The organism is Pseudomonas sp. 05N433, assembly GCF_056396925.1.
In genome coordinates this window covers 1-19,158 of record NZ_JBFTML010000014.1, presented here as the reverse complement: position 1 = coordinate 19,158, position 19,158 = coordinate 1, and the positions used below count along the sequence as shown (strand labels likewise).

Here is a 19,158-nt window from a genome sequence, read left to right as displayed (position 1 = left end):
TTCTGTTCCATTATTTCCGGGGCACTTCATGCAAAATTCAATCGGCGCACCAAAGCAGAGGTTCAGCCTCAGCGATCCGCGAGTGCGTGCGTGGCTGTTTCAGATCATTACGGTTCTCGCCGTGGTCGGGATGGGTTGGTACCTGTTCGACAACACTCAAACCAACCTGCAACACCGGGGCATTACCTCCGGTTTTAGCTTTCTTGAGCGCAGCGCCGGTTTCGGCATCGCTCAGCACCTGATCGACTACACCGAATCGGACAGTTATGCCCGGGTGTTTGTCATCGGCCTGCTCAACACCTTGCTGGTGACGTTCATCGGCGTGATCCTGGCGACGATCCTCGGTTTCATCGTCGGTGTGGCACGACTCTCGAAGAACTGGATCATTGCCAAGATGGCGACGGTTTATGTCGAGGTCTTCCGTAACATTCCGCCGCTGCTGCAAATCCTGTTCTGGTACTTCGCGGTGTTTCTCACCATGCCAGGGCCGCGCAATAGCCATAACTTCGGCGACACCTTCTTCGTCAGCAGCCGCGGCCTGAACATGCCGGCAGCGTTGATAGCGAACGGTTTCTGGCCGTTTGTGGCGAGCATCGTCGTGGCCATTGTCGCGATCGTGCTGATGTGCCGCTGGGCCAACAAGCGTTTCGAAGAGACCGGCGTACCGTTCCACAAATTCTGGGTAGGCCTGGCGATGTTCCTGGTGATCCCTGCGTTGTGCGCATTGATCTTCGGCGCGCCGCTGCATTGGGAAATGCCACAGCTGCAAGGTTTCAACTTTGTAGGCGGCTGGGTGCTGATCCCTGAACTGCTGGCACTGACCCTGGCCCTGACGGTGTACACCGCGGCGTTCATCGCCGAAATCGTGCGTTCGGGCATCAAGTCGGTCAGCCACGGCCAGACCGAAGCGGCTCACTCGCTGGGGCTGCGCAACGGTCCGACCCTGCGCAAGGTGATCATCCCGCAAGCCCTGCGTGTGATCATTCCGCCGCTGACCAGCCAATACCTGAACCTGGCGAAAAACTCCTCGCTGGCGGCCGGTATCGGTTATCCGGAGATGGTGTCGTTGTTTGCCGGTACGGTGCTGAACCAGACCGGACAGGCGATCGAAGTCATTGCCATCACCATGAGCGTGTACCTGGCGATCAGTATCAGCATTTCCCTGCTGATGAACTGGTACAACAAGCGCATTGCGCTGATCGAGCGGTAAGGAAGAGCGCATGACGACTCATACTTTCAAACCCGACATGCCTCCACCGAGCAGCAGCATCGGTGTCGTGGCGTGGATGCGGGCGCACATGTTTTCCAGCTGGATCAACACCCTGCTGACGTTGTTCGCGTTCTATCTGATTTACCTGATAGTTCCGCCTCTCGTGAGCTGGGCGATTCTCGACGCCAATTGGGTCGGCACCACCCGTGCCGATTGCACCAAGGCCGGTGCCTGCTGGGTGTTCATTGAGCAGCGCTTCGGCCAGTTCATGTATGGCTACTACCCGGTGGACTTGCGCTGGCGCGTGGACCTGACCGTGTGGCTGGCAGTCATCGGCGTGGCGCCGTTGTTCATCGCACGTGTTCCGCACAAGGCAATCTACGGCCTGAGCTTTCTGGTGCTCTATCCGATCATTGCCTACCTCCTGCTGCACGGTGGTGTATTCGGTCTGAGCCAGGTGGCGACCAGCCAGTGGGGCGGCCTGATGCTGACCCTGGTGATCGCTACCGTTGGTATCGTCGGCGCACTGCCGCTGGGTATCGTGCTGGCCCTGGGCCGTCGTTCGAACATGCCGGCGATTCGGGTGGTCTGCGTGACCTTCATCGAGTTCTGGCGCGGTGTGCCGTTGATCACGGTGCTGTTCATGTCGTCGGTGATGTTGCCGTTGTTCCTGCCCGAAGGCATGAACTTCGACAAATTGCTGCGGGCGTTGATCGGCGTGATCCTGTTCCAGTCGGCCTACATCGCCGAGGTGGTGCGTGGCGGTCTGCAAGCGATCCCTAAAGGTCAGTACGAAGCGGCTGCGGCGATGGGCCTCGGTTACTGGCGCAGCATGGGCCTGGTGATTTTGCCGCAAGCCCTGAAGCTGGTAATCCCTGGCATCGTCAACACCTTCATTGCGCTGTTCAAGGACACGAGCCTGGTGATCATCATCGGCCTGTTCGACTTGCTCAACAGCGTCAAGCAAGCCGCCGCCGACCCGAAATGGTTGGGCATGGCCACTGAAGGCTATGTGTTCGCGGCCCTGGTGTTCTGGATTTTCTGTTTTGGTATGTCCCGCTATTCCATGCATTTGGAACGCAAGCTGGACACTGGCCACAAGCGTTAGGAGCGTAGTTTATGAGTGAAGCGATCAAACAGCCTGTGAGTCCTCAAGGCATTATTCAGATGCAGGGCGTAAACAAGTGGTACGGCCAGTTCCACGTGTTGAAAGACATCAACCTGAACGTCAAGCAGGGCGAGCGTATCGTGCTGTGCGGCCCGTCGGGTTCCGGCAAATCCACCACCATCCGTTGCCTCAATCGCCTGGAAGAACACCAGCAGGGCCGTATCGTGGTCGATGGCGTGGAACTGACCAACGACCTCAAGCAGATCGAAGCGATCCGCCGTGAAGTCGGCATGGTGTTCCAGCACTTCAACCTGTTCCCGCACCTGACCATTCTGCAGAACTGCACCCTGGCGCCGATGTGGGTACGCAAGATGCCCAAGCGCAAGGCCGAAGAAATCGCCATGCATTACCTGGAACGCGTACGCATTCCAGAGCAGGCGCATAAATACCCGGGGCAACTGTCCGGTGGTCAGCAACAGCGTGTGGCGATTGCCCGTGCCCTGTGCATGAAACCGAAAATCATGCTGTTCGACGAACCGACTTCGGCACTCGACCCGGAGATGGTGAAAGAGGTGTTGGACACCATGATCGGCCTGGCCGAAGACGGCATGACCATGCTCTGCGTGACCCACGAAATGGGCTTCGCCCGTACCGTGGCCAACCGCGTGATCTTCATGGACAAGGGTGAAATCGTCGAGCAGGCCGCGCCGAACGACTTCTTCGACAACCCGCAGAACGAGCGGACGAAGTTGTTCCTGAGCCAGATCCTGCATTGATAGACGCTTGGCAGTGAAATAAACCCGGACTCTGTTCCGGGTTTTTTTTGCTCCAATGAAACGCTCCACCTGCTGACCGCGAACCCTGTAGGAGCCGGCTTGCTGGCGATGGCGGCATACCAGACGCCACCGAGTATCCCGGCTATAGCCATTTGGCATCCCACAATGGGTAATCGTGCACACGTGTGACAAGCCCCGCACGCAATGGATTGGCAACGATGTATCGGGCGACCGCTTGCAGATCCGCTTCACGGCGAATCGCGCGATCATGGAAACCTCTCTGCCATACCATCCCTCTGCGCTCCAGTCGCGCGTTTACCGCCCGCGCGCTGCGCGATTTGGTTGCCAGCACCAACGCCGACAACGAGTTGTTCTTCAGTTCGACCAGCCAATGAAAATGGTCGGGCATCACCACCCAGGCGAGGGAATCGACCCATTCTTCTGTCTGCGCCTGACGAAAGTGGTCTACCACCAGACGTCCTGCCCGCCAGTCAGTAAAAAACGGGGTGCGATTCCAGGTGACAGCTGTCAGCAGGTAGATTTGGCCGGTTTGGGAATAACGTCCGGCGCGTAAGCGATTGGCATGGGGAAGATCGGGCATTCCATTGCCCTCCTGTGTTTTGAGAGAAACAGAAGGCTAGTACGCAATAGTGAGGGGCATTGCCAAAGTTCAGTTCTGAATGTGTCGGTACGATCGCCATCGCCAGCAAGCCGGCTCCTACAGGGTTTGCGTGAGCCCGTTGCCTTGTCGGACGAAGCTGACTAACATGTCAGAAAATTCATCCTATGATTGGATGAAAGGGCGAATTCTATGTCAGATATTTCTCCATTAATTAAACGGTCCTTGGTCGATCAGGCCCTGGACCAGTTGCGCCTGCGCATTAATCAAGGTGTCTGGACGGTCGGCCAGCGCTTGCCCACCGAGCCGGAATTGGCGACGGAGCTGGGCATCAGTCGCAACACCGTGCGCGAAGCCATGCGCGTGTTGGCGTTTTCCGGGTTGATCGAGATCCGCCAGGGCGACGGCAGCTACGTGCGGGCGGTAGTCGATCCTTTGGATACGATGAAGGCGCTGTCCCGCTGCTCTCAGGAACAGGCTCGGGAAACCCGGCACATTCTGGAAGTCGAAGCCATCGGTCTGGCTGCATTACGCCGCACCGATGAAGACCTGGTGGCGTTGCGCGAGGCGCTGGGCGTCAGCGGCAGCCACTACCACGGCGATCTCGACACCTACATCGCCTGTGACCTGGTGTTTCACCGTCGTCTGGTGGACGCGGCGCACAACCCGACCCTCAGCGAGCTGTATCGCTACTTTTCCAGCGTCGTGGGCGCGCAGTTGCGTCAGACCCTGAACGTCACCCCCCGACGCCAAGCGGTGTTCGACCTGCATATCGAGCTGCTCGATGCCGTCGAACAACGCGACCCGGAACGGGCCAAAGCCCTGATGAGGCAATTGATCAATGAACCTTGAAACCGAGAATCCGATGTCCAGTCAGCAGGCGAGCCACAGCCGCATCACCGAGCTCAAGCGGACGGCGGAGCTCGAAGAGCTGTTGATCGATGYCGAGGCCGATGATGCAGAGGTTCAGCGAAGTCACCCGCTCCTGCGGCGCCCGTGGCTGTTGCTGCTGGGGCTGATTCTGGTGGCGCTGAACTTGCGTCCGGCGCTGTCGAGCATGGCGCCGATGCTCAGCGAGGTCTCGAAAACACTGGGGCTATCGGCTGCCCAGGCCGGTTTGCTGACCACCTTGCCGGTGCTTTGCCTTGGTCTGTTCGCGCCGTTGGCGCCGGTGCTTGCGCGACGTTTTGGTGCCGAGCGGGTGGTGCTGGGGATTCTCCTGATGTTGGCCGGCGGGATTATTCTGCGCAGCTCGTTCGGCGAGGTCGGCCTTTTCGCCGGCAGCGTGCTGGCCGGCGCCAGCATCGGGGTGATCGGCGTGCTGCTGCCCGGTATCGTCAAGCGCGACTTCCCGAAACAAGCCGGCACCATGACCGGCGTCTACACCATGGCCCTGTGCCTGGGCGCGGCCATGGCGGCTGGCGCGACCGTGCCGTTGAGCGAACATTTCGACAAGAGTTGGGCGCTGGGCCTTGGCTTCTGGGTGGTTCCGGCCTTGGTCGCGGCGATGTTCTGGCTGCCGCAAGTCGGTCAGAAACACGGCGCACATAACGTTGCCTATCGGGTCCGAGGCCTGTTGCGCGATCCGCTGGCCTGGCAAGTGACCTTGTACATGGGCCTGCAATCGTCTCTGGCTTACATCGTATTCGGTTGGCTGCCGTCGATTCTGATCGGTCGCGGTCTGACGCCAACCCAGGCCGGTCTGGTGCTGTCGGGGTCGGTGATTGTCCAGTTGATCAGCTCGTTGGCGGCACCGTGGCTGGCGACCCGTGGCAAGGATCAGCGACTGGCGATCGTGATCGTCATGGCAATGACCCTCGGCGGCTTGTTCGGTTGCCTGTATGCGCCGATCGACGGCCTTTGGGGCTGGGCAATCCTGCTGGGACTGGGGCAGGGCGCTACGTTCAGCCTGGCATTGACCCTGATCGTGTTGCGCTCGAGGGATGCCCATGTCGCCGCCAACCTGTCGAGCATGGCCCAGGGTTTCGGCTACACCCTGGCATCCATGGGGCCGTTCGCGGTCGGTGTGGTGCATGACTGGACTGGCGGCTGGAGCGCGCTGGGCTGGATCTTCGGCGTGATCGGTCTTGGCGCGATCATCGCCGGCCTCGGTGCCGGGCGTTCGCTGTATGTGCAGGTCGAAAGCGAAAAGATCTGATTCGCACACACTGTCGGTATTCGGGGGGCGAATGCTGATGGTGTTTCGTCTGTTTGCAGATTATCGTGCTGGCAATCTGCCTATTTTCCGGAGCCTGYCCATGAGTGATGCCCACAACGCCTTGATCACCCGGTTCTATCAAGCCTTCCAGCGGCTGGATGCCGAGGCGATGAGCGCCTGCTATACCGACGACGTGGTGTTCAGTGATCCGGCGTTCGGCGAGCTGCGCGGGCGCGATGCCGGCGATATGTGGCGCATGCTCACTACCCGCGCCAAGGACTTCTCCCTGACCTTCGATAACGTGCGCAGCGATGAGCGCACTGGCGGCGCCCATTGGGTGGCGACGTACCTGTTCAGCCAGACCGGCAATATCGTGGTCAACGACATTCAGGCGCGTTTCGTGTTTCGCGACGGCAAGATCTGCGAGCACCACGACAGTTTTGATCTGTGGCGCTGGTCGCGTCAGGCGCTGGGTTTCAAAGGGCTGTTGCTGGGCTGGACGCCGGTGGTGAGAAACGCCGTGCGTGCTCAGGCCTTGAAGGGCCTGAAGGCATTCCAGGCCAGTCGCTGATAAGATCGCGGCTTGTTTTCTTTCAAGCCTTGATCGTCACGTGAGCACCTCGAGCGAATCTTCCGTCATTGCCGCCGAACCGTCGGTGCCTGTCAGCAAACCCTGGTTCGTCTACCTCGTTCGCGCGGCCAATGGTTCGCTCTACTGCGGGATCAGCGACGATCCCGTACGTCGCTTCGCCACCCATCAGAGTGGCAAGGGCGCGCGCTTCTTCCTGTCGAGCCCGGCCGTGGCGCTGGTTTATACCGAGCGCTGCCGCGATAAAGGCGAAGCGCTGCGCCAGGAGCGTTTGATCAAGAAACTCAAGAAAAGCGCCAAGGAATGTCTGGTGGCGAGTGCGGCTGCGGGCTTATCAATCTGACTGATAAGTGCCCATCAGGCAGATGGGTAGGCTGCCTGCCGATTGCGCGCTAAGCTGCGGGCTCCTTATCCGAGCGGCGGAGCCGAGCATGTCCGAGTTGATTCTGCATCATTACCCGACGTCCCCTTTCGCCGAAAAGGCCCGCTTGCTGCTGGGCTTCAAGGGGTTGTCCTGGCGCTCTGTGATGATCTCGCCGGTGATGCCAAAACCCGACCTGACGGCCCTGACCGGCGGCTACCGCAAGACGCCGGTGTTGCAGATCGGTGCTGATGTCTATTGCGACACCGCGTTGATCGCTCGTCGTCTGGAGCAGGAAAAAGCTTCACCAGCGTTTTTCCCGGAAGGCCAGGAAATGGTCACGGCGACCTTTGCGGCGTGGGCCGATTCGGTGGTGTTCCAGCATGCAGTCAGCCTGGTGTTCCAGCCAGAATCGGTAGCGGTGCGCTTCGGCAAATTGTCGCCGGAAGCGATCAAGGCATTTCTGGCCGATCGCTCCGGCTTGTTCAGCGGTGGCAGTGCCACTCGGTTGTCGGCCGAGCAGGCAAAGCATCAGTGGCCAACGATCATGGCGCGTCTGGAGCAGCAGCTTGAGCGTGAGCAGGGGGACTTCCTGTTCGGCGAACCGTCGATTGCCGACTTTGCCCTGGCTCACTCGCTGTGGTTCCTCAAGGCGACGCACGTGACGTCACCGTTGGTGGATGCTTATCCGGCCGTTTCGGCGTGGTTTGGCCGCGTGATGGGTTTTGGTCATGGCGCGTTCAGCGAGATGACGGCCGAGCAAGCGCTAGAGATTGCCCGCAATGCCACACCGGCCCCGTTGCCGGATGAGCAGTTCGATGAGCCGAACGGGTTCGAGGTTGGCCAGCAGGTGGTAATCGCGGCGACTGATTACGGGGTTGATCCGGTGGCGGGTGAGTTGATGTTTGCCGGCAGCGAAGAGTTGATTCTGCGCCGTGAAGACGAGCGGGCCGGTGTGGTGCATGTGCACTTTCCGCGGTTCGGGTTTCGCATAGAGGCTTGCTGACGTACGCACCTGTGGCGAGGGGGCTTGCCCCCGTTGGGTCGCGAAGCGCCCCCAGGATTTCGATGAGAAAACCGTATCCACGGGAAATTGCGACTGCTGCGCAGCCGAACGGGGGCAAGCCCCCTCGCCACAGGATTGTTTGAAGCTGATGGTTATTTCAGCGCCGCAAGCACCTGGTCCGGGTCATACCCGCGAATCAACGTTCCATTCACATCGATGATCGGAATCCCGCGTCCGCCGAGTGCCTCATAGGCTTTGCGCGCCACGGCATCCTTCTCGATATCGAATTCCTTGTACGGAATGCCTTTCTGATCGAGGAAGCGCCGGGTCAGCTTGCAGTAGCCGCACCAGTCAGTGGCGTAGAGCACGACGTTGGCCTTGGCCTGGGTCTGCTCGGACACCACCTGCGAGGGGTGAAGCACCCGCTCGATCTTGCCCCAGTTCTGGTAAACCACAACCATCAGCAGGATCAGCAGGAATTTTTTCAACACGCCACCGAGCATCAGTTGCGTCGCTTGAGCTGGTCGGTCAGTTGGGTCGGCAGGCCTTTGATGATCAGCGTGCCGGCCTCCTCGTCGTATTCGATCTTCGAACCCAACAGGTGCGCTTCGAAGCTGATCGACAGGCCTTCGGCGCGACCGGTGAAGCGGCGGAACTGGTTCAGGGTACGCTTGTCCGCCGGGATCTCCGGGGACAGGCCGTAGTCCTTGTTGCGGATGTGATCGTAGAAGGCTTTCGGGCGATCTTCGTCGATCAGTCCGGACAACTCTTCCAGGCCCATGGGCTCGCCCATTTTGGCCTGGCTGCTGGCGTAATCCACCAGGGTCTTGGTCTTCTCACGCGCGGACTCTTCCGGCAGGTCTTCGCTTTCGACGAAGTCACTGAACGCCTTGAGCAGAGTGCGGGTTTCACCGGGGCCGTCGACGCCTTCCTGGCAGCCGATGAAGTCGCGGAAGTACTCCGAAACCTTTTTGCCGTTCTTGCCTTTGATGAACGAGATGTACTGCTTGGACTGCTTGTTGTTCTGCCACTCGGAGACGTTTATCCGCGCCGCCAGGTGCAACTGGCCAAGGTCCAGATGTCGCGAAGGGGTCACGTCCAGCTGATCGGTCACCGCCACGCCTTCGCTGTGGTGCAGCAGGGCGATGGCCAGGTAATCGGTCATGCCTTGCTGGTAATGCGCAAACAGCACATGGCCACCGACCGAGAGGTTGGATTCTTCCATCAGCTTTTGCAGATGTTCGACCGCCACCCGGCTGAAGGCCGTGAAATCACGACCACCGTCGAGGTATTCCTTCAGCCAGCCGCTGAATGGAAACGCGCCGGACTCCGGATGGAACAGCCCCCAGGCTTTGCCCTGTTTGGCGTTATAGCTTTCGTTCAAGTCGGCGAGCATGTTCTCGATGGCCGCGGACTCAGCCAGTTCAGAGTCGCGGGCGTGAAGAACTGCGGGTGTGCCGTCGGGTTTTTTGTCGATCAGGTGGACGATGCAATGACGGATCGGCATGGGCTTCTCGGCTGATTGGAGAGAGGAGGGCGTGCTCCCCCGAAAAAGCGCCCAGTGTACCGCAACCACTGGTTTTGGCGTGGTCCGAAGGGCAATTCGAAGCTCTCCGGCGACCCTGATGTGATTTTTTCCCGATTTAGAGCAATAAAGCTGACCAAATGGGTAGCTAGAGGCGGATATTTCCCCGTCTCTGTGCTAGTTTTGCCCGGTCTTACGCGAAGTCACTGCGTTAAGCGTGCATTCAGCATTTGTCAGGTCGAACCAAACCCTGATTTCGGTATCTATAACCCCGACTCGTCGTGGTTATGGCCGAGGGTGCCAGATCCAGAAGATCGGGCTCGATGGCTGACACTGCACTCTGCAATCCATATGAATTTGATAGGGAAGGAACACTACAATGGCTCTTACTAAAGACCAACTGATCGCCGACATCGCTGAAGCTATCGACGCGCCAAAAACCACCGCGCGTAACGCTCTGGACCAACTGGGCCAAATCGTTGCCGATCAGCTGGAAAACGGCGGCGAAATCACTCTGCCAGGTATCGGCAAGCTGAAAGTGACTGAGCGTCCTGCCCGTACCGGCCGCAACCCTTCGACTGGCGCTGCCATCGAAATCGCTGCCAAGAAAGTGATCAAGCTGGTTGTGGCCAAAGGCCTGACCGACGCTGTCAACAAGTAAGACTTGTTAAAAAAACCGTGCTCCGGAGCAATCCGGGCACGGTTTTTTTGTGTCTGCGATTCAACGATTGATCAGGCTCAATCGCTGTCTCGGTTGTTACTCAGCTTTTGCGGGCCCAGCGCTCGCGCCAGACCTGTTGCTCGGATTTGGTCTGGAAGGTCCAGGCGACGAAGCGACTTTGCTTCTGCCCTTGGGACATTTCCACGACCTGGCTTTCCAATACGCCGGCCTTTTTCAGCGCCGTCTGGATCGCCGGCAGGTTCGAGGCTTTCGAGACCAGGGTGCTGAACCAAAGCACTTTGTGTTGAAAGTGCGCGCTCTCGGCGATTAGTTGCGTCACAAACCGTGCCTCGCCACCTTCACACCACAGTTCGGCCGATTGCCCGCCAAAGTTCAGCACCGGCAGTTTGCGTTTTGGGTCGGCGCGGCCCAGCGCGCGCCATTTACGCACGCTACCCTTGGTCGCCTCGTCCATCGAGGCGTGGAACGGCGGGTTGCACATCGTCAGGTCAAAGCGTTCGCCGGGTTCGAGCAAGCCCAACAGAATGTGCTTGGGATTAGTTTGCTGGCGAAGCTGGATGGCTTTGTTCAGCCCGTTGGACTGCACGATGGCTTTGGCTGAGGCTACGGCTATCGGGTCGATTTCCGAGCCGAGGAAGTGCCAACGGTAGTCGCTGTAGCCGATCAGCGGATAGACGCAGTTGGCGCCCATGCCGATATCGAGCACCTTGACCGGCGCGCCGCGAGGGATCTCGCCGTCGTTGACGCTGGCCAGCAGGTCGGCCAGGAAGTGCACGTAGTCGGCACGGCCCGGAACCGGCGGGCACAGGTAGTCGGCCGGGATGTCCCAATGGGCGATGCCATAGAACGCCTTGAGCAGCGCCCGGTTGAACACTCGCACCGCGTCCGGGCTGGCGAAGTCGATGCTCTCCTTGCCGTACGGATTGATGATCACGAACTTCGCCAGTTCCGGCGTGCTCTTGATCAGCGCCGGGAAGTCGTAACGACCCTGATGGCGATTGCGCGGGTGCAGGCTGGCCTTCTCGCGTGGCTCCACGGCTTTGGCCGGGGTCGCGGGTTTAGGCTTTTTGCGCGCAGGTTTGGGTGTGCTGGGGGCGGTCATGGGCGAGGTCGATTCGGGTATGGCTAAAAGTGGCGGGTATTGTCCCACATCCAGCTGCTGCTCACCCAATTGTGAAGATCGCTGCATGTCCCTGTGGCAGCGGGTGTTTGGGAGTATGTGGCGGGCATAAAAAAGGGAGGCCGCTGGGGCCTCCCTGTTTTATTGCGATGTGCCGTTACAAACTGGCAATCCGCGCATGTTGCTCCGCCAGCTTGCCCAAAGCCTGTTCAGCTTCAGCCAGTTTGGCGCGTTCCTTCTCGATGACTTCGGCCGGGGCCTTGTCGACGAAACCGGCGTTGGACAGCTTGCCGCCGACGCGCTGAACTTCGCCCTGCAAACGCAGGATTTCCTTGTCCAGGCGCGCCAGTTCGGCGTCCTTGTCGATCAGGCCGGCCATCGGCACCAGCACTTCCATCTCGCCAACCAGTGCGGTGGCGGACAGTGGAGCTTCTTCGCCTGCCTTCAGAACAGTGATCGATTCCAGACGCGCCAGCTTCTTCAGCAGAGCTTCGTTCTCGGTGAGTCGACGCTGATCTTCGGCGCTGACGTTTTTCAGGAACAGGTTCAGCGGCTTGCCTGGACCGATGTTCATCTCGCCACGAATGTTACGCGTGCCGAGCATCAGACCCTTGAGCCATTCGATATCGTCTTCGGCAGCCTGGTCGATGCGTGCCTCAACGGCCACTGGCCAAGGTTGCAACATGATCGTCTTGCCTTGAATACCGGCGAGCGGTGCGACGCGCTGCCAGATTTCTTCGGTGATGAATGGCATGAACGGGTGAGCCAGGCGCAAAGCGACTTCCAGCACTCGAACCAGGGTGCGACGGGTGCCGCGCTGACGCTCGACCGGCGCGTTTTCGTCCCACAGCACAGGCTTGGACAGTTCCAGGTACCAGTCGCAATACTGGTTCCAGATGAACTCGTACAAGGCTTGTGCCGCCAGGTCGAAACGGAACTGATCGAGCTGACGGGTCACTTCGGCTTCAGTGCGTTGCAACTGCGAGATGATCCAGCGATCCGCCAGGGACAGCTCATAGGCTTCGCCGTTCTGGCCGCAGTCTTCGCCTTTGTCCAACACGTAGCGCGCGGCGTTCCAGATCTTGTTGCAGAAGTTGCGGTAGCCTTCGACGCGGCCCATGTCGAACTTGATGTCGCGACCGGTGGACGCCAGCGAGCAGAACGTGAAGCGCAGGGCGTCGGTGCCGTAGCTGGCGATGCCGTCGGCGAACTCGTCGCGGGTCTGCTTCTCGATCTTCTTCGCCAGTTTCGGCTGCATCATGCCGGAGGTGCGTTTCTGCACCAGATCTTCCAGTTCGATACCGTCAATGATGTCCAGCGGGTCCAGGACGTTACCCTTGGACTTGGACATCTTCTGGCCCTGGCCATCACGTACCAGACCGTGCACATACACGGTCTTGAATGGAACCTGCGGCGTGCCGTCTTCATTTTTCACCAAGTGCATGGTGAGCATGATCATCCGGGCAACCCAGAAGAAAATGATGTCGAAACCGGTCACCAGCACGTCGGTGGAGTGGAATTTCTTAAGGAATTCGGTCTGTTCCGGCCAGCCCAGGGTGGAGAAGGTCCACAGGCCCGAACTGAACCAGGTATCCAGAACGTCGTTGTCTTGTTGCAGCGCAACGTCCGGCCCGAGGTTGTGCTTGGCACGCACTTCGGCTTCGTCGCGACCGACATAGACCTTGCCCGACTCGTCGTACCAGGCCGGAATCCGGTGGCCCCACCACAGCTGACGGCTGATGCACCAGTCCTGGATATCGCGCATCCACGAGAAGTACATGTTTTCGTACTGCTTTGGCACGAACTGAATGCGGCCGTCTTCAACCGCGGCGATGGCCGGCTCGGCCAATGGCTTGGTGGACACGTACCACTGGTCGGTCAGCCACGGCTCGATGATGGTGCCGGAGCGGTCGCCTTTAGGCACTTTCAGGGCGTGGTCGTCGACGCTGACCAGCAGGCCGGCGGCTTCGAACGCTGCCACGATCTGCTTGCGCGCTTCGAAGCGGTCGAGGCCGGCGTATTCGGCCGGGATCTTGCCGTCGATGCTCTCGTTCAGTGTGCCGTCGAGATTGAACACCTGGGCCGCAGGCAGCACATGGGCGTTTTTGTCGAAGATGTTCAGCAGCGGCAGGTTGTGGCGCTTGCCGACTTCGTAGTCGTTGAAATCGTGGGCCGGGGTGATTTTCACGCAGCCGGTGCCGAATTCAGGGTCGCAGTAATCGTCGGCGATGATCGGGATGCGGCGGCCAACCAGCGGCAGCTCGACAAATTTGCCGATCAGGGCTTTGTAGCGTTCATCGTTCGGGTTAACGGCCACGGCGGCGTCGCCGAGCATGGTTTCCGGACGCGTGGTCGCGACGATCAGGTAGTCGTTGCCTTCAGCGGTTTTGGCGCCATCGGCCAGCGGGTACTTCAGGTTCCACAGGAAACCTTTCTCGTCGTGGTTTTCCACTTCAAGGTCGGAAATCGCCGTGTGCAGCTTGGTGTCCCAGTTGACCAGACGCTTGCCGCGATAGATCAGACCGTCCTCGTGCAGGCGCACGAAGGCTTCTTTCACCGCCTCCGAGAGGCCGTCGTCCATGGTGAAGCGCTCACGGCTCCAATCCACGGACGAGCCGAGGCGGCGGATCTGACGGCTGATGTTGCCGCCGGACTGATCCTTCCATTCCCAGACTTTCTCGAGGAATTTCTCACGGCCCAGATCGTGACGATTCTGGCCCTGAGCTTCGAGTTGACGCTCCACCAGCATTTGCGTGGCGATACCGGCGTGGTCGGTGCCTGGCTGCCACAGGGTGTTGCGACCCTGCATGCGGCGGAAACGGATCAGGGCGTCCATGATCGCGTTGTTGAAGCCGTGACCCATGTGCAGGCTGCCGGTGACGTTCGGCGGCGGGATCATGATGGTGTAGGACTCGCCCTCGCCTTGAGGGGCGAAGTAGTTCTCGGACTCCCAGGTGTTGTACCAGGAAGTTTCAATGGCGTGCGGCTGGTAGGTCTTATCCATGCGCGGCGGGACCCTATTGGCATTTATTCAGGAAAAGCCGGGAAGTATAGCGGGGCACGGGGCGTAGGGCGAGCAGGGGCGGACAGGGCGCAGATCAAATTGTGAAAGGGACTCGTGGCGAGGGAGCTTGCTCCCGTTGGGGCGCGAAGCGGCCCCGGACCATCAAGTCAGGTGTATCAGGTACACCGAGTGTTCGGGTTTTGCGGCTGCTTCGCAGCCGAGCGGGAGCAAGCTCCCTCGCCACAGAAGCCCGCTCGGCTCAAGGTTACTCGTACTGGCTAAGCAACCGTTCCATCCGTGCATCAAGGCGGCGTTTGATTTCGGTTTCGATGTGCGGGGCGAAGTCGTCGATCACGTCTTGCATGATCAATTGCGCGGCGGCGCGCAGCTCGCTATCCAGGTGCAACAGGGCATCGGGGCCCTTGTTGGCGGCAGGGGCCGGCTGGGCGGCCGGGGCGGGTGGTGGCGGTTCGACCTGGGGCGCATGGCCGACGGTGTCGAACAGCATGGGAATCTGTTCCTGGTCGCCTTCAATGACGGCGTCGGTCAGCAACGGCGGTTGCAGGTTGTCATCGCCGAGCAGTTGGCGGATCGACTCAAGGTCTTCCAGCAGGTGCACGGACTTTTGCGGTGGTTTTGGAGTGTCCATCGGAATGCTCAGAGTCGCTGTAAACGGTGATCTTGCAGAGGATAGCCCTGTTCGCGGTAGAAACGAAAACTCTCCCGCGCAGCCGCACGAATCGCCGGGTCTTCCACCACCACTTCCGCCACGCGGGCGAATTGTCTGGCAAAGGCCGGGACTTTCAGGTCGAGATTGACCAGCAGATCCTGATGCTGACCGCAGTCATCGCCAAGACCCAACACAATCAAACCGTCCGGCTCGCTTTCGGCAGGGCCGTGGGGCACGAAGCTTTCGCCCTTGAACGCCCACAACCGCGCATCGAGCGCATCACGCTGGGCGGCATCGCTGCAATGCAGGTAAATGCGGTGGCCCATGCGCCAGGCTTTTTCGGTGAGCTTGCAGGCGAAATCCAGCCGCGCCGAAGGATCGGCGCTGGGCAGGATATAGAAGTCGACTTTGGTCATTGCGGTTCCTGAGTTGCAAGCGGCGTCACCCGAGAGTGACGCCGCTGCAAGTCATCGGTTTCAGGCTTTGGCGCGGTCCAGCAGGTATTGGGTCAGCAGGGGAACCGGACGGCCAGTGGCGCCCTTGTCCTTGCCGCCGCTGGTCCAGGCTGTGCCGGCGATGTCCAGGTGTGCCCAGTTCAGGTTCTTGGTGAAGCGCGACAGGAAGCAGGCGGCGGTGATGGTGCCGGCTTTCGGGCCGCCGATGTTGGCGATGTCGGCGAACGGGCTGTCCAGCTGCTCTTGATACTCATCGAACAGCGGCAGTTGCCAGGCGCGGTCGTCGGCGGCTTGGCCGGCGCTCAGCAGCTGGCCGATCAGTTCGTCGTTGTTGCCCAGCAGGCCCGAGGTGTGGGCGCCCAGTGCCACGACACAAGCACCGGTCAGGGTGGCGATGTCGATCACCGCTTGCGGCTTGAAGCGTTCGGAGTAGGTCAGGGCATCGCACAGCACCAGACGGCCTTCGGCGTCGGTATTGAGGATTTCAACTGTCTGGCCGCTCATGGTGGTGACGATGTCGCCCGGACGCGAAGCGTTGCCGCTCGGCATGTTCTCGGCGCAGGCCAGGATGCACACCAGGTTGATCGGCAGTTTCAGCTCAAGCACGGCACGCAGGGTGCCGAACACGCTGGCGGCGCCGCCCATGTCGTACTTCATCTCATCCATGCCGGYGCCTGGCTTGAGGCTGATGCCGCCGGTGTCGAAGGTGATGCCTTTGCCGACGAGGGCGTACGGCTTCTCGGATTTCTTGCCGCCGTTGTATTGCATGACGATCAGGCGCGGTGGCTGGGCGCTGCCCTGGCCAACGGCGTAGAACGAACCCATGCCCAGGTCCTYGATCTTCTTCTCATCGAGGACTTCGACCTTCAGGCTTTTGAACTCTTTGCCCAGGTTCTTGGCTTGTTCACCAAGGAATGTCGGGTGGCAGATGTTCGGCGGCAGGTTGCCCAGGTCACGGGTGAAGGCCATGCCGTTGGCGATCGCGGTGGCGTGGGCCACGGCGCGTTCGACTTCAGCCTGTGCCGCCTTGATGGTCACCAGAGTGACTTTCTTCAGGGAGCGCGGGTCGGCTTTCTGGCTCTTGAACTGTTCGAAGATGTACTCGCCGTCCACCAGTGTTTCGGCCAGCAGGCGGGTCTTGCCATAGCTGTCACGGCCCTTGACCACCACTTCGTCCAGGGCCAGCACTGCATCGCTGCCGCCCAGGCCTTTCAGGGTATTGAGGATGCCGGCGATGATTTTGCGGAACGGGCGATCGCCCAGTTCTTCATCCTTGCCCACGCCCACCAGCAGCACGCGTTCGGCCTTGAGGTTGGGCAGGCTGTGCAGCAACAGGCTTTGGCCGACTTTGCCGGCCAGGTCGCCGCGCTTGAGCACTGCGCTGATAGCGCCGCCGCTCAGTTCGTCGAGTTGTTTGGCAACGGTGCCGAGCTTGCGGCCTTCGCGGACGGAGACTACCAACGTGGCGGTCTTCAACGTTTCCGGGCTAACGCTTTTTACAACCAGTTCCATGTCCGGGTCCCTGAATTAATGGTCAAACTGCGCGACGCGCAGAGGCTTGCCTATAAGTAGAAAGGCGCCGGTGTGTTGCCAGCGACAAAGGCCGCAGTTTGAACCTCGCTGCCTGCGCCTGACAACCCTCGGATATGCGAACTTCAGCGGTTCAGGTGCTTGCTTGAGCATGCGCAGTGACAGGCGCACTCAATCACAGGATAATGCGCCATCTTTTTCGGCGGCCCTGCCCTGCGGGCCGGCTGATACGTTTGTTTGTTTGGCCGCTTAGCCTGACAACCCTGGAGTGTCTGGTTTGATTGTCTTCCGTTATCTATCCCGCGAAGTCCTGTTGACCTTGAGCGCCGTCAGCGCCGTGCTGCTGGTCATCATCATGAGCGGACGCTTCATCAAATACCTCGCCCAGGCGGCCTCTGGGCTCCTGGATCCAGGTTCGCTGTTCCTGATCATGGGCTATCGCCTGCCGGGCTTCCTGCAGCTGATTCTGCCTTTGGGGCTGTTTCTCGGGATCTTGCTGGCCTACGGTCGTCTGTACCTCGAAAGCGAAATGACCGTGTTGTCTGCTACTGGCATGAGCCAGCAGCGTCTGTTCGCCATGACTCTTTTTCCGGCCACCCTGGTTGCCCTGATCGTGGCGTGGCTGAGCCTGAGCCTGGCACCGCAAGGTGCCAACCAGTTCCAGCTGCTGTTGAACAAGCAGGATGCACTGACCGAGTTCGACACCCTCGAGCCGGGTCGCTTCCAGGCCTTGCGCGACGGCACTCGGGTGACCTACACCGAGCAACTGTCGGATGACCGCATCAATCTGGGCGGCGTGTTCATTTCGCAAAAGAATGTCAGTTCCGACAACAAGGATCGGGGGATTTCCGTACTGGTAGCCGAGAAGGGCCATCAGGAAATCAGGCCCGATGGCAACCGTTACCTGATCCTCGACAACGGCTACCGCTACGACGGTAATCCGGGTCAGGCCGACTACCGCGCCATCAAGTACGACGAGTACGGCGTATTGCTGGCCAAGCCGGACGTCAGCGACGAAGTGACCGACCGCGATGCGATGACCACCAGTTCCTTGCTGAGCAGCGACGACATCCGCTCGCGTACCGAACTGCAATGGCGCCTGTCCCTGCCGTTGCTGGTCTTCATCGTGACCCTGATGGCGGTGCCGCTGTCGCGGGTCAACCCGCGCCAGGGCCGTTTCCTCAAGCTGCTGCCGGCGATTCTTCTTTATATGGCTTACCTGACCATCCTGATTGCCGCTCGCGGCGCCCTTGAAAAGGGCAAGATCCCGCCGGTGTTGGGCTTGTGGTGGGTGCATGCAATCTTCCTGGCCATCGGTCTTGGCTTGCTGTATTGGGAGTCGCTGAGCTTGAAGATGGCGAGTCGCCGCAGCGCGCTGGAGGTGGCCCGTGGATAAGCTCGATCGCTACATCGGTAGCAGCGTGTTCATCGCGATCCTGGCGGTGCTTGGGATCATTCTGGGCTTGGCAACGCTGTTCGCCTTCATCGATGAGATGAGCGACGTCAGCGATACCTACACGTTGATGGATGTACTGAGTTACGTGTTGCTGACCGCGCCGCGCCGCCTGTACGACATGTTGCCGATGGCGGCGCTGATCGGTTGCCTGATTGGCCTCGGCAGTCTGGCCAGTCACAGCGAGCTGACCATCATGCGTGCCGCCGGTGTGTCCATCGGTCGGATCGTCTGGGCCGTGATGAAGCCGATGCTGATCCTGATGGTGGTAGGGCTGGTAATTGGCGAGTACGTCGCGCCGGCCACGGAAATCACCGCTCAAGCCAACCGCTCGCTGGCCCAGGGCAGTGGCGATGCGCAAAGCGCCAAGCACGGTTTGTGGCACCGTCAGGGTGATGAGTTCATTCACGTCAACTCCGTGCAACCCAACGGTCTGCTGTACGGCGTGACCCGTTATCGTTTTGACGATCAACGCCACATGCTGTCTTCGAGCTTCGCCAAACGTGCGGAATTCGATACCGATCACTGGCAACTGACCGATGTCACGACCACGCTGTTCCATGACAAAAGTACCGAAGTGGTGACTGCCCCTGTGGAGCGCTGGGAAATAGCCCTGAGCCCGCAACTGCTGAGTACCGTGGTGATGGCGCCCGAGTCGTTGTCGATCAGCGGTCTGTGGAATTACATCCACTACCTGGCTGACCAGGGCCTGAGCAACGGTCGTTACTGGCTGGCGTTTTGGGTAAAGGTGTTGCAGCCGCTGGTGACCGCTGCATTGGTGTTGATGGCGATTTCCTTCATCTTCGGTCCGCTGCGGTCGGTGACCCTCGGTCAGCGGGTCTTCACTGGCGTACTGGTGGGCTTCACTTTCCGTATCGTCCAGGATTTGCTC

General features: G+C 60.0%; 19 protein-coding genes. 11 read left to right on the top strand and 8 right to left on the bottom strand.

The annotated features are described in order from the left end of the window. The first annotated feature begins 28 nt into the window (after nucleotides 1-28). Genes AC1DIS_RS09875 through AC1DIS_RS09865 form a run of 3 tightly spaced genes read left to right on the top strand, consistent with a single transcriptional unit; the run spans nucleotide 29 to nucleotide 3,094 of the window. Complete coding sequence (locus tag AC1DIS_RS09875; protein ID WP_018927109.1) at nucleotides 29-1,210, top strand: amino acid ABC transporter permease; 1,182 nt, start codon at nucleotides 29-31, stop codon at nucleotides 1,208-1,210. Nucleotides 1,211-1,220: 10 nt separating this feature from the next. Next, entirely contained in the window at nucleotides 1,221-2,318 is a 1,098-nt protein-coding gene (locus tag AC1DIS_RS09870; RefSeq protein ID WP_018927108.1) for an amino acid ABC transporter permease, read from the top strand. 11 nt (nucleotides 2,319-2,329) lie between these two features. Further along, complete coding sequence (locus AC1DIS_RS09865; RefSeq protein WP_007936266.1) at nucleotides 2,330-3,094, top strand: amino acid ABC transporter ATP-binding protein; 765 nt, start codon at nucleotides 2,330-2,332, stop codon at nucleotides 3,092-3,094. A 142-nt stretch (nucleotides 3,095-3,236) separates the two neighbouring features. On the opposite strand, the gene AC1DIS_RS09860 is transcribed toward AC1DIS_RS09865, so the two are convergent. Next, a complete protein-coding gene (locus AC1DIS_RS09860) occupies nucleotides 3,237-3,695 on the bottom strand; it encodes an REP-associated tyrosine transposase (protein WP_018927107.1) in 459 nt (152 codons plus the stop codon). 210 nt (nucleotides 3,696-3,905) lie between these two features. On the opposite strand from AC1DIS_RS09860, the gene AC1DIS_RS09855 reads away from it, so the two are divergent. From AC1DIS_RS09855 to AC1DIS_RS09835, 5 genes are all read left to right on the top strand, one after another. Next, nucleotides 3,906-4,565, top strand: a complete 660-nt coding sequence (locus tag AC1DIS_RS09855) for a FadR/GntR family transcriptional regulator (protein ID WP_028940339.1) — start codon at nucleotides 3,906-3,908, stop codon at nucleotides 4,563-4,565. Continuing rightward, nucleotides 4,555-5,871, top strand: a complete 1,317-nt coding sequence (locus AC1DIS_RS09850; RefSeq protein ID WP_477780850.1) for a CynX/NimT family MFS transporter — start codon at nucleotides 4,555-4,557, stop codon at nucleotides 5,869-5,871. The genes AC1DIS_RS09855 and AC1DIS_RS09850 overlap by 11 nt, the downstream gene beginning before the upstream one ends. A 100-nt stretch (nucleotides 5,872-5,971) precedes the next feature. Continuing rightward, nucleotides 5,972-6,442: a nuclear transport factor 2 family protein gene (locus AC1DIS_RS09845; RefSeq protein WP_019581088.1), complete on the top strand. Its 471-nt coding sequence runs from the start codon at nucleotides 5,972-5,974 to the stop codon at nucleotides 6,440-6,442. 40 nt (nucleotides 6,443-6,482) lie between these two features. Next, nucleotides 6,483-6,803 carry a GIY-YIG nuclease family protein gene (locus AC1DIS_RS09840; protein WP_018927103.1) on the top strand — a complete coding sequence of 107 codons (321 nt, stop codon included), beginning with the start codon at nucleotides 6,483-6,485 and terminating at the stop codon, nucleotides 6,801-6,803. An 88-nt stretch (nucleotides 6,804-6,891) separates the two neighbouring features. Next, nucleotides 6,892-7,827: a glutathione S-transferase family protein gene (locus AC1DIS_RS09835; RefSeq protein ID WP_064620166.1), complete on the top strand. Its 936-nt coding sequence runs from the start codon at nucleotides 6,892-6,894 to the stop codon at nucleotides 7,825-7,827. 152 nt (nucleotides 7,828-7,979) lie between these two features. On the opposite strand, the gene AC1DIS_RS09830 is transcribed toward AC1DIS_RS09835, so the two are convergent. Continuing rightward, nucleotides 7,980-8,330: a glutaredoxin family protein gene (locus AC1DIS_RS09830; protein ID WP_477743265.1), complete on the bottom strand. Its 351-nt coding sequence runs from the start codon at nucleotides 8,328-8,330 to the stop codon at nucleotides 7,980-7,982. Then, nucleotides 8,330-9,334, bottom strand: coding sequence for a nucleoid-associated protein YejK (gene yejK, locus AC1DIS_RS09825; protein ID WP_019581084.1), 1,005 nt, complete (start codon nucleotides 9,332-9,334; stop codon nucleotides 8,330-8,332). Before yejK ends, AC1DIS_RS09830 begins: the two co-directional genes overlap by 1 nt. Before the next feature lie 397 nt (nucleotides 9,335-9,731). On the opposite strand from yejK, the gene AC1DIS_RS09820 reads away from it, so the two are divergent. After that, entirely contained in the window at nucleotides 9,732-10,013 is a 282-nt protein-coding gene (locus AC1DIS_RS09820) for an HU family DNA-binding protein (RefSeq protein ID WP_007905514.1), read from the top strand. A 100-nt stretch (nucleotides 10,014-10,113) separates the two neighbouring features. Here the strand turns inward: AC1DIS_RS09820 and rlmF are convergent, their stop codons facing one another. From rlmF to AC1DIS_RS09795, 5 genes are all read right to left on the bottom strand, one after another. After that, nucleotides 10,114-11,136 carry a 23S rRNA (adenine(1618)-N(6))-methyltransferase RlmF gene (gene rlmF, locus AC1DIS_RS09815; RefSeq protein WP_018927099.1) on the bottom strand — a complete coding sequence of 341 codons (1,023 nt, stop codon included), beginning with the start codon at nucleotides 11,134-11,136 and terminating at the stop codon, nucleotides 10,114-10,116. Between the two features lie 175 nt (nucleotides 11,137-11,311). Then, a complete protein-coding gene (locus tag AC1DIS_RS09810) occupies nucleotides 11,312-14,158 on the bottom strand; it encodes a valine--tRNA ligase (RefSeq protein ID WP_086944738.1) in 2,847 nt (948 codons plus the stop codon). Nucleotides 14,159-14,423: 265 nt separating this feature from the next. Next, nucleotides 14,424-14,807, bottom strand: a complete 384-nt coding sequence (locus AC1DIS_RS09805) for a hypothetical protein (protein WP_018927097.1) — start codon at nucleotides 14,805-14,807, stop codon at nucleotides 14,424-14,426. Between the two features lie 8 nt (nucleotides 14,808-14,815). Continuing rightward, nucleotides 14,816-15,244: a DNA polymerase III subunit chi gene (locus AC1DIS_RS09800; RefSeq protein WP_018927096.1), complete on the bottom strand. Its 429-nt coding sequence runs from the start codon at nucleotides 15,242-15,244 to the stop codon at nucleotides 14,816-14,818. 60 nt (nucleotides 15,245-15,304) lie between these two features. Next, nucleotides 15,305-16,795, bottom strand: a complete 1,491-nt coding sequence (locus AC1DIS_RS09795) for a leucyl aminopeptidase (RefSeq protein ID WP_477780849.1) — start codon at nucleotides 16,793-16,795, stop codon at nucleotides 15,305-15,307. A 295-nt stretch (nucleotides 16,796-17,090) separates the two neighbouring features. On the opposite strand from AC1DIS_RS09795, the gene lptF reads away from it, so the two are divergent. Together lptF and lptG are read left to right on the top strand one after the other, a co-directional pair. Then, on the top strand, nucleotides 17,091-18,209 hold the full coding sequence (gene lptF / locus AC1DIS_RS09790; RefSeq protein ID WP_064620163.1) for an LPS export ABC transporter permease LptF: 1,119 nt from the start codon (nucleotides 17,091-17,093) through the stop codon (nucleotides 18,207-18,209). After that, a partial coding sequence (gene lptG, locus AC1DIS_RS09785) for an LPS export ABC transporter permease LptG (protein WP_477780848.1) occupies nucleotides 18,202-19,158 on the top strand: 957 nt, incomplete at its 3' end. The genes lptF and lptG, both read left to right, overlap by 8 nt.